Source organism: Luteitalea sp. (genome assembly GCF_044337415.1).
Taxonomy (GTDB): Bacteria; Acidobacteriota; Vicinamibacteria; order Vicinamibacterales; family Vicinamibacteraceae; genus Luteitalea.
This window is the reverse complement of record NZ_JBIINP010000312.1, coordinates 1-3,735: the sequence shown is the minus strand read 5'-3', so window position 1 is coordinate 3,735 and position 3,735 is coordinate 1. Positions and strand designations below refer to the sequence as shown.

At 69.2% G+C, this 3,735-nt stretch carries 3 protein-coding genes and 1 tRNA gene; all 4 read right to left on the bottom strand.

What is annotated here, in order from left to right; translation table 11 throughout:
- Positions 1-760: 760 nt before the first annotated feature.
- Positions 761-850 (bottom strand) — tRNA-Ser (locus ACIRDX_RS21505).
- Positions 851-1,049: 199 nt separating this feature from the next.
- The gene (locus tag ACIRDX_RS21500; protein ID WP_396627476.1) at positions 1,050-1,748 is read right to left on the bottom strand and encodes a DUF1080 domain-containing protein; all 699 of its coding nucleotides are present in this window, start codon (positions 1,746-1,748) and stop codon (positions 1,050-1,052) included.
- Positions 1,749-1,824: 76 nt separating this feature from the next.
- Entirely contained in the window at positions 1,825-2,331 is a 507-nt protein-coding gene (locus tag ACIRDX_RS21495; protein ID WP_396627475.1) for a hypothetical protein, read from the bottom strand.
- A 212-nt stretch (positions 2,332-2,543) separates the two neighbouring features.
- A partial coding sequence (locus tag ACIRDX_RS21490) for an HAD-IC family P-type ATPase (protein ID WP_396627474.1) occupies positions 2,544-3,735 on the bottom strand: 1,192 nt, incomplete at its 5' end.

Genomic DNA, 3,735 nt, shown 5'->3' with positions numbered 1-3,735 from the left:
ATGGCCCCGCGCGCGTTCCGCCAGCAGGACGCACGCGACCGCCTGGAGCCGATGCGACTGCGGGCGGAGTAGTGGCAATTTGAAATTTGACATTCGAAATTCCCGGGCGAGGGCCTGCGGCCGCTCGCCGCGCCGCGGTTACGGCCACCAACCGTTCAGCGCGGTGGTGAGGTCGTAGCGGTGTGCGAGCCGATCGGGCCGAGCGAAGCGACGGCCGCGGCATGACCACTAGCGAGGGAGCGGCGCAGAGCACTGACCGTCGCCCAGGGGCGACGGCTACGAACCGTTCAGCGCGGTGGTGAGTTCGTGGCGGTGTGCGAGTCGATCGGGCCGAGCGAAGCGACGGCCGCGGCATGACGACTCGCGAGGGGCGGCGCAGAGCACTGACCGTAGCCCACGGGCGACGGCTACGAACAGTTCAGGCGAGGACGAACCGACCGCGCGGGCGTGCGACGTGTGTGGATGTTCGAGGCGATCCGGGCCGAGCGAAGCGACGGCCACAGCACGGCGGCTGGCGACGGCTACGAACGGTTCAGGGCGGTGGTGAGGCCGTGGCGGTGTGTGAGGAGATCGGGCCGAGCCGAAGGCGAAGGCCCGAAGCCGAGAAGCAAGCGAACCCTCAGCGCAGCGCAGGGAGTGGGATTCGAGCTCGGGAGGTCGAGCCGCAGGCAATCCAGGATTCGAGCTGAAGGGGCCGAGCCGAAGGCGAGGGCCCGCAGCCTGAATCCCACTCCTCCGGCAAGCCGAGCGGAGCGAGGTTTGGCGGAGAGAGTGGGATTCGAACCCACGGTAGAGTTTCCCCTACACACGCTTTCCAAGCGTGCGCCTTCAGCCACTCGGCCATCTCTCCCTTCGACTCGCTTCGCTCGCTCAGGGCAAGCCGCGCATCGGCGGACACGACAGTGTACGCGGATGGCGGCCGCCCGCTCAACCGCAGAGTGGGACGCGAGTGCGCCGACTGAGCCAGCACGGGGCGCCCCTGAGGCGACGCGCGCTCCGGGCAAGCCGGAGTGGCGAGCACGAGCGTGCGGGAACGGCGCGCAGCAGGGCTACTGCAGTTCGCGGATCCGGATGTTGCGATACCAGCACTCGTCCTGGTGGTACGTCAGCATGATGTGCCCGTCGATCTTGTCGCCGAACCCCGGCGCGTTCTTGAACTTGCTCGCCGCGATGCCGGCCTTCACTTCAGGGCTGCCGAGCTCGTAGGTCAGGACCTGCTGTCCGTTCAGCCAGTGCTCGACGCGCGTGCCGCGGACGATGATGCGGGAAGTGTTCCACTCGCCGGCCGGCCGCAGGGCCTTGTCGGGCCTGGCGGCGAGGACGTCGTAGAAGCCCGCCGTGTGCTGCAGCGGCGTCAACGCGGCGGGGTAGCCCGTGTCGTCGATCATCTGGTACTCGTGCCCGGGCGCCGACGGGCGTGCCTCGGTCACGAAGTACTTCACGCCGTTGTTGCCGCCCGGTGCGACGCGCCATTCCCACGCCAGTTCGAAGTCGCGGTACGCCTTGCGCGTGATGAGTTCGCTGCCCTTGACCTTGGGGACCGTCTTCAGCACGCCGTCGCTGACCGCCCAGCCGTGCTCCGGCAGCGTCTCGCGACGATAGCCACGCCACGCGTCGAGCGAGTGGCCGTCGAACAGCGACTGCCATCCGCCGTCGTCGGCCGGCGTGGGCGCCTGGGCAGAGACCGGGACGACGATGGCCTGGCAGGCCAGCGCGAGGACGAGCGTCGCGACGCGGACGGACGGCATGGCACGAAGCATACTCACTTGCGCGGCCGATGCGTGTCTGCCGTGCGAGTGAGTCGGCCTCGGCTCCAGACCTTCCCTACATGATTCGCGGCGGGCCCAGCAGGTACGGCCGGTCCCTCAGTTCACGACTGAGCTGCGCGTGGCGCTGGCGCCACGACTCGAAGTGCGAGCCCATGGCCCTGAGCAGCCGTGCCTTCCGTGCCTGGCTTTCGGTGGCCGCGGCCCGGCGATAGAAGCCGGCGCCGAGGTCGGCATACCAGCGGATCGTGTGGCGGCGACGCATCTGGTCCTCGAAGTACCCCGCGAGCAGCAGGCACTGGGCACCCGCGGTCTCCATCATCCCGCTGTCCTCGCGCATGGACGTGTCGAGGACATAGGCGTCGAAGACGGCGCCGAGGTGTGCCGGCGTCGGCAGGTCCTCGGTCGATTGCGTCGAGGATTGCGCGAAGTGCGCCAGCACGCTGGCGTTGTAGAGCAGTTCGTCGTGATCGACGTCTGGCGCCGACACCTCACGCAGACCGAGCAGGAAGAACTCCAGCGTCTGCCGATGATTGCTCCCGAGCAGTTCCCGTAGTGGCTCCATGGGCCCTCCACGCCTGTGCCGCCTGCGAGTGCAAGGACCGTACCGCGGGAGCGTTGCTGATTTCGACAGGCTGTTGGCGCAACCGAGCGGCTCCTGGTGCCGGATGCCGTCACGTTCGGGACACGATGTGTCGCCCCACCAACCTGCGGGGGAGCCGTATCCGACACCCCCGGGCAGATCGCTTCTCGGTGTTGGTTGCCAATCGCCGGCGGTCAGGCCAAGCGGGAGGCGGCCGTGGTGGGCGCCAGTACCGGGCCGCCGGGCCGGAAGAACCACCGCTTGGTGATCTCGGTCGCGCACAGGTAGGTCGCGACGATCGCGACGACGGTCGCCATCTCCGTGGCCGACAGCGGCACGAACCCGAACAGCCGCGACGCCGGGCCGAGGAACGGCACCGCCAGCGCGAACACCCCCGCCCCCATCGTCGTCCACAGCAGCAGCGCGCTCGGACGGCTGCGCCACGCCGCCCCGCGGGTGCGCAGGATGAGCACCACGCCGAGTTCCGTGAGCAGCGACACCACGAACCACGTCGTCTGGAACGCCGCCTCGCCGGCGTGGAACACCCGGAGGAGCGCCGCGAACGTCAACAGGTCGAACACCGAGCTCACGAGCCCGAAGACGATCATGTAGCGCCGCACCTCCGCGAGGTGCCAGCCCTGCGGGTGCGTGACGCGCTCGGTATCGACGCGGTCGCTGGCGATGGCCATCGACGGCACGTCCGAGAGGAAGTTGTTGAGCAGGATCTGCGTGGCGACCAGCGGCAGGAACGGCAGCAGCGGCGCCGCGATCGCCATGCTGATCATGTTGCCGAAGTTCGCGCTCGTCGTGATCGAGATGTACTTGAGCGTGTTGGCGAACGTGCGGCGGCCATCCTCGACGCCGCTGCGCAGCACGTCGAGGTCGCGCTTGAGCAGGATGATGTCGGCGCTCTCGCGCGCCACGTCCACGGCGGTATCGACCGAGATGCCCACGTCGGCGGCATGCAGGGCAGGCGCGTCGTTGATGCCGTCGCCGAGGTAGCCGACCGAGTGCCCCGTGCGCTGGAGCGCGCGGACGATACGCTCCTTCTGCTGCGGGTCGATCTCGGCAAACAACGACGTGCGCGGCGCCGTGTGCCAGAGCGCCTCGTCCGACAGCCTGTCGAGCGCCTCGCCCGTCAGCATCGACGCCGGATCGAGTCCCACGACCTCCGCCAGGTGCGCCGTCACGAAGCGGTTGTCGCCGGTGATGATCTTCACCTGAACATGCAGCGCCGCGAGGTCGCCCAGCACGCGGGCCGCGTCGGCCTTCGGCGGATCGAGGAACAGCAGGAAGCCCCCGAACGTCATGCCGGCCTCGTCCTCGCGCGCGTAGGCGGCCCTGGCCGGCACCGTGCGCGTGGCCAGCGCCAGCACCCGGAAGCCC

Bases quoted from the DNA above. Each gene is read 5' to 3' on its own strand.
- ACIRDX_RS21500 (WP_396627476.1), bottom strand. From the start codon at position 1,748: ATGCCGTCCGTCCGCGTCGCGACGCTCGTCCTCGCGCTGGCCTGCCAG.
- ACIRDX_RS21495 (WP_396627475.1), bottom strand. From the start codon at position 2,331: ATGGAGCCACTACGGGAACTGCTCGGGAGCAATCATCGGCAGACGCTG.